We start from the raw sequence: 6,461 nt of genomic DNA on the forward strand, positions 1-6,461 counted from the left end.
CTTGATAAGGCGATTAGGTGGGTAAGGTTGCACTACAAACCGAAGCTCGAAAGGTAAACGTAAACCGAAGTTGTAAATCAAGAGGTTGTGAACGAAAGATTAGAGTCTTACCTCGGGAGACCCTACCCACATATCGGGAGATGTGGTCGAAAAAGGTTTGGGGAGGGAGTCAGATGATGTCATAGTAGGTGAAAGCCGAAGGACTGAAACGATTTATAGTATGAATCGTTATGATTAAAATAATGCATGAGCCAGGAATCGGGTGGACAGGAAAAGCAGGAACGTAACCAAGGAATACTGTCTATACCCAGATGGGTGTTATGTATGAATTTTAGGATAATCAGAGGAGTGACAACCAATGGAATTAATTGAAGTGATTAAATCAAAAGAAAACCTGAACAGAGCCTATAAAAAGGTAGTTGCCAATAAAGGCACAAGTGGCGTTGATGGAGTTACGGTAGAAGAACTTGGAGATTATGCCAAACTGTTGCACGAAGTACTTAGCGGACTGGAAATCCAGTCAGAATACATGGTTGGGCGTACGGAGTGTGAAAACGATATTGCCCATGTGTGACTCAGGGCATGGGGCCATGAGACAAACAAATGGATCTACCTGGATCCGACCTATGCACACATAGATTTAAAAAGCGGGCTGTTCCCGGTTCAGGATTATCAGGCGTTTGCAGGATATACCCAATACGGAATTACTTATGTACCAACCGCATGGGTGTCGTAGGCGGAATTGCCGCCCATCCTGAAAACAGCAAAACAGTGGAGAAGAAATACAAAGAAAAAAACAAAAGTAAGTGGAGAAGCTTCCAGAAATGGCAGGCCTCTTTTTTGTGCCGGAAAATCCTGGTTGCAAATACACTTTTTATTTTTTGCCGCGGAAAGCGGACACTGGAAGCAATGACAGTATGCAGAGTAATCAGGTTCCATTTTGCGCCATCTGTGTCAGCTGTTGCACAACATCGCTGCATCCAAACAGCGGACTGTGCAAATATATCTCTTCCCATAATTCTTCTGAAACATAAAAAAGGCATCGAGAGTGCTAAGGAAAAGGAGAAAAGAATGGAAAACATAGTCAAAGACTTGTTAGAAAAATTGTCTTTTTATTACAACGACAAGGCAAATGCAGGCGAATACCTGACGCAGCATCTGGATGAGGTGAAAGACACGGATACGCTGGAAGATATCCTTTTGACGATTTTAATGTATTGTCGCAAGTGGAGCGATAACGGCTCCAATTTCAACCAGGACTACCGGCAGCGTCTCATTCAGTGGTTTACAAGAAAAGAGTATTTATCCCCTGTATTACAGGCAGGGGTAACAAAGCTGATGGAATACGATTCCAAGCTGCCCATACCAGTAATCGACTTAGAACGGCTGGAAAGCAGGCAGAAAAAACAAAAACAGGATCCGCTGCCGGCTTGTACGGAAAAACAGGAACTAAAACTCTGGCTGGTTGAACCGGAGATGGTTCGAGGAAGAGGAACTGCGCTTGCTTCGGTTACGGAGCAGAAAGAGAAACTGTATCAGTACCTGGAATATCTGCATTTCTTCCGGGATCGGATTACGGATATCACTGCCCAATCCGGGCGTAAATGCACATTACCGGAAAAGACGCTGTCCGATCTAATCCAGAAAAATATCTTCGCGTCCGCAAAATCCACCCAATATCAGTTTTTGCAGGCGCATTATACAGAGATGGAAATTGCGGCATTCAATCTTTACTTTTATGAGTATGCGGAGGATATAAAAAGAGATAATATCAAAGTCCGCTTCCTACGGTGTTTAAGCGAGATTACAGAGGCGGAAGAACTTGATGCGTTCAAACTATCCATGATCAAAACAATACTCAGCAGTTCATTCAGCCGTAATGTAGCTAATTACAAAAAATGTGAAGCTTATTTTCGAAGCGAACTGCCAGTAGAACCAAGTATGAAGGAAGAATTTCATACTATATTCCAGTCAGATGAAGCATATCGGGATTTTTACGAATCAGTAAAAACGGTTGTGAATTTCGAATACCGTGGATACTTGCGGTTTGACCCACTTCTTCCGGGAAACCGAGGAAAGTGGGAAATGATTCAGAACAAAGATAAAATTGACCTGTTGGAGTACAGGGCCAAAACGTTTCTGTTACATGATCCGCACGCCAGATATTCAGAGGAACAGCAAAAGCAGATTGAAATCCTGCATGAACTTGCAAAAGACCTGTTTGAGGAACTGAAGAGTCCGAACAGCGATGCAACACTTCCGGAGTTTTTGATTTGCAATCAAGCCGACAGCGCACTGACGGTGTTCTTGCAGGCAGAATTGGAAACGATGTTAACATCCATCAAAGATGTCCGGATTTGGTATGATGAATTGGAACCACCTTATCAGTATCTATATCAGCTGAAACTGTGGCAGGGGATTGGTGAAATCAACACCGCACTGTTATTAGGATGGAACGCTCGTGAAACAAGCGGCAAGTCGTGTTCGCTTTTAAATACGGTGGGAGCAAACCCGTACCTGTCTGATGACGAGAAACAACAGTATTTCTATATGGTTCAGGAAGCGGTATGGAAAGATCGGAGAGATTATTATCCGGATTTTCTGTATCATTTGCTGGCAGTTCATGAAGAGCTTGCCATGCGGTTCCTAAATAAAGAGACGCTGACTGAGATTGCAAAAGAACTGTGCCATGAACATCCGGCTTTGATCAAAAAGCTGGCAAACTATTTGATGTCGCAGGATGAACGTGATATTTATCTAAAAGAGGAGCTAAAAAGACAGGAAGAAAAAAAAGAAAAAGAAGAATTGTTCAAATTTCAAAGAGATGTAAAGATTGCGATGAAAGAGTTGATTTTTAACGGTAATTATTGGAAAATCGGTTACTTGTCAGATAACTGTTTAAATGAAATGCTCACAAAGATCGCAATCAGAAACGAAGTGGAACAATGGGATGGAACAAATATTTCCTCGTTGATTTATAAATTAGCTTACATTACTTCCGAAACAAAATGTCACTCTGTCCTGCTGCAGACGATTCAAAATTTTTGCAATCGTCAGGAAGATATGGCGTAACAGGTAAATCGAAGTCTTGCATATGAAGAAAAAGGAGAAAAACGATGTTAAACATTACCACACAGACAATGACTGGCCGCATCCGGCTGGCAAGACTCTTAAAATATCCGGAAATCACAATCGAAAGATATGATCAACGCAAGATGTTATTGGAAAAATGGGAAAAGCAGACCGGGGAGTTTGTAGAAGAAGTGCTGCCGGGACATGAAATGGAAACAGCAAAATGGCTGCAGCGGATACCGGACCTTACAGCTCTGTTTCAGGCACTACAGAACTGCAAGGTACACTTACATGATATCAATGATCACATAAACTGGGATCAGACGCAAAAGAAGCTGATACAGGATTTAAAACAGCATCTTCCATATTTATGGTCATTAAACGGAACAGAAGAGTTGACCACATATTTATCTGCCTATGCAGGTGCCGAGTCTTCCGATGCAGAAAGCCTATTTCTAAACCTTGACAGGGAGTGTCTGATTTCCGGGATAAAAAAATATGCGAAACGGTACGGACATCAGATAATCCGAATCCATGGATTGTTTCGGATGCTTCCATATTTCAGCCGTCCGGAATACATCTTTCATGCAATGCAAAGTCTTGATTGGTATGACGTCTCCCGCTTTCTGTCAAAGATGGCAAAAGATGAACTTCAGTTGATTGGAGCACAGGCAAAAACCAGCTGGATTCTTTCCAGGTATACCACAAAATTTGACAATCTGGTTCGTGAAAGCCTGAAAAACAAGGAAGCCGCAAACTACCTTTCCGGACTTTCCCGCTTCATGGACGGACACTTATCTTCTTTGGAGCGAGGAACACTGTATGATCAAATCAGTGGAACTCTAAGACAGATGACAGACGCTTCTCTATGTCTGTCCATTCTGGAACCGTTAAGAAATCAGAAAGAAGCGTTTGTACGCATGGCCTTATTGATGTCATACTGCGGTTACAAGCCAAAACTCCTTCGGGTCATGAGACGGAAAATGAAAACAGATGCTGCCGTATGCAGCCAGCTCCTTCATGACACACCAAACAACACGATGGCTGTTGCTTGGTTTTTAGGAAGAGAGGATGTACTGGAATTGCAGAAAACCGGCTGGTGGAAACAGGAATTTGATCCGGAAAATGACTGGAACGAATGGTATTTTAATCCGGAAGGTGGATGGAACGGACAATGTTATAGACTGGATCAAATCCTGATCAATGCTATGCTGCGTAATGAAAATGTATTCCTCAAGGCATTAGCGGAAGATGAAAATATGTACCATACGCTGGAATATCTAGCGGATCATAAGGATATGCCGATCAATACCAATCTGTTCAGCAAAAAGCAGCTGAAGGAACTGGTAAAAGAAGATATGTTATCTCAGATTCGGATACCGGACTGGATGAAGGAAGAAGTGGTTACATTTGATACAGTCAAGGCCTTAAAAAAGATCAAGAACTTGTTAAACGAAAATCTGGAACTTTCGAATATATACAAGGCATTTATCAATATCTTCCGAATCCTGTTAGACGAATGCAGAATGGAAGAGGCTTGCAGGCGCATGATCCAGTTATTAAATGCCGCGACAGTGCAGGAACAAAAAGAGATTCTGGAATGCGGCACACTGCTTGCGACTCAACTTCAAAAGTATGATCTCTATACATGGAGCGGAAAGCTTCTCCAGTTTCAGGCATCCGGAAACCTGATGATCCGGATTCTTGTAAATCCGGATATATGGGAAATATGCAGGGATGCAGAAAACGATACGGACCTTCTGTTCATTTTAAGAAACAAAGATCGGATTTCGGAATGCCATAACCGTCTGGATGAGTTGAAACAGCATTTCTGCGATCACGATCCGTATATTATGGAAATCAGGGAGTTCTTGGATCTGGAGCCGGAATTTTATGAAAAATACCGAAAAGAGACTGAAACATTTTTCATTCAGAATACGGAAATCGTCAGAACTTACCTGCATAACTATAAGTTCACAGAATACAGGGATCTCAAAGAAAAATACCGCCTGATTTTAAAGGCCGCTCTTTGCGGAAAATTAAACGCATTAAAATTCCATGACGGAGACCTGGATCGGGAAATCGGCGCAAAACTGGCGCCGGAAGTAATCCAGGAATGGGAAACAGATCAGCAGACACAGTTGAAAAACAGGCGAATCTGCGAAGATTCTTCGTTTGCCGGAATCATGACATTGGGAGAGCAGCCGTACCATACCTGCATGTCTTATATCAACGGACGCTATGCACACTGTTTGCTTTCTTATTTTGACGCAAACAAAAAGATTGTGTATCTGAAAGCAGAGAACGGATCTGTGATTGCCAGGGCAGTCATGCGGTTGACCAAGGCAACCAATGCGTCAGAACATGTGAGACAAACATTGTCTTTTGTGGATGTGGAAGCAGAGGCGGCAACAACAGAAATGGAAACGGAATATCCGGTGCTGTTTTTGGAGCATATGTACACCGGCTGCCAGGATGAGATGCGGGAAAAACTGGAACAGGACATGATCCAGTTCGCTTACGAAAAAGCGAAATCCATGCATGTGAAACTGGTGGTGTCCAATAAATATACCAGCTGCAAAGATCTGGAAAAAGAACGGACCGGAATCTACATTACCCGTTCCAAATCCGGATACCAGTATCTGGATTCCTTTAACGGTATGCATCAAAACGGAAACGACGATCATTACGAATATAGCCATTGTTATATCAAAGAATAACAGAGCACAGAGAGCATCCCAAGTCGGGGTGCTCTTTTTTTGGTTGTTCGTTGCGGAAAACCCTTTCTTTGTCTGTCACCATCCATACCCATACTTATCCTGTAAAATCAGAGGTATTCGAGTCATCAATCAAAGAATCGAATATTTTGATTTTACCTGAGGTGAAAACCTCTGCGACAACAGCGGAGGAGCCCCAGGGCACCTCCAATCCCAGGAAAGGAGGTGTAGGACATTATGGGAACACAAAAGCAAAGCAGCCCGGATAAGGTTGAAAAAATCCTGGAGGATTACGGCGATGTCTTTGCTGATATCATCAATGTTTTGGTGTATCATGGAGAAGAAGTGGTACGGTCGGAAAATCTGGCAGACGGTCCAACGGCAAGTATGTTTAAGGCAGCCGAGGGAAACTGGGGACAGAAGGGTCGGGATGTGATCAAAATGGATGTAAGAAATCACATAGCATATGCGCTTTATGGTCTGGAAAATCAGACTGCAGTCAACTATGTGATGCCGGTAAGAAGTATGGGATATGACTATGCATCTTATAACCCATTGCGGGCGGGAAAACCCACGGTTTCAACCGTGAGGATGATAGCCCGCGCCCTCTTTAATTGTAGATATAAATTTGACTATCATCTACAAATGTGATACCATATACTCATGAAAAAC

General features: G+C 42.7%; 4 protein-coding genes. All 4 read left to right on the forward strand.

Translation table 11 applies throughout. The features are described 5' to 3' along the window. Positions 1–358: 358 nt before the first annotated feature. The 4 genes from FYJ39_RS21095 (at position 359) to FYJ39_RS19445 (ending at position 6,440) form a co-directional block, all read left to right on the forward strand. On the forward strand, positions 359–574 hold the full coding sequence (locus FYJ39_RS21095; RefSeq protein WP_235919899.1) for a hypothetical protein: 216 nt from the start codon (positions 359–361) through the stop codon (positions 572–574). 497 nt (positions 575–1,071) lie between these two features. After that, positions 1,072–3,072, forward strand: a complete 2,001-nt coding sequence (locus FYJ39_RS19435; protein WP_154473995.1) for a hypothetical protein — start codon at positions 1,072–1,074, stop codon at positions 3,070–3,072. Positions 3,073–3,116: 44 nt separating this feature from the next. Further along, the gene (locus FYJ39_RS19440) at positions 3,117–5,792 is read left to right on the forward strand and encodes a hypothetical protein (RefSeq protein ID WP_154473996.1); all 2,676 of its coding nucleotides are present in this window, start codon (positions 3,117–3,119) and stop codon (positions 5,790–5,792) included. Positions 5,793–6,026: 234 nt separating this feature from the next. Continuing rightward, positions 6,027–6,440 carry a hypothetical protein gene (locus FYJ39_RS19445; RefSeq protein WP_154473997.1) on the forward strand — a complete coding sequence of 138 codons (414 nt, stop codon included), beginning with the start codon at positions 6,027–6,029 and terminating at the stop codon, positions 6,438–6,440. The last annotated feature ends 21 nt before the right edge of the window (positions 6,441–6,461 follow it).

Source organism: Clostridium porci, from assembly GCF_009696375.1.
In the GTDB taxonomy this organism is placed as follows: Bacteria; Bacillota; Clostridia; order Lachnospirales; family Lachnospiraceae; genus Enterocloster; species Enterocloster porci.

Bases quoted from the DNA above. Each gene is read 5' to 3' on its own strand.
- FYJ39_RS21095 (WP_235919899.1), top strand. From the start codon at position 359: ATGGAATTAATTGAAGTGATTAAATCAAAAGAAAACCTGAACAGAGCC.
- FYJ39_RS19435 (WP_154473995.1), top strand. From the start codon at position 1,072: ATGGAAAACATAGTCAAAGACTTGTTAGAAAAATTGTCTTTTTATTAC.
- FYJ39_RS19440 (WP_154473996.1), top strand. From the start codon at position 3,117: ATGTTAAACATTACCACACAGACAATGACTGGCCGCATCCGGCTGGCA.
- FYJ39_RS19445 (WP_154473997.1), top strand. From the start codon at position 6,027: ATGGGAACACAAAAGCAAAGCAGCCCGGATAAGGTTGAAAAAATCCTG.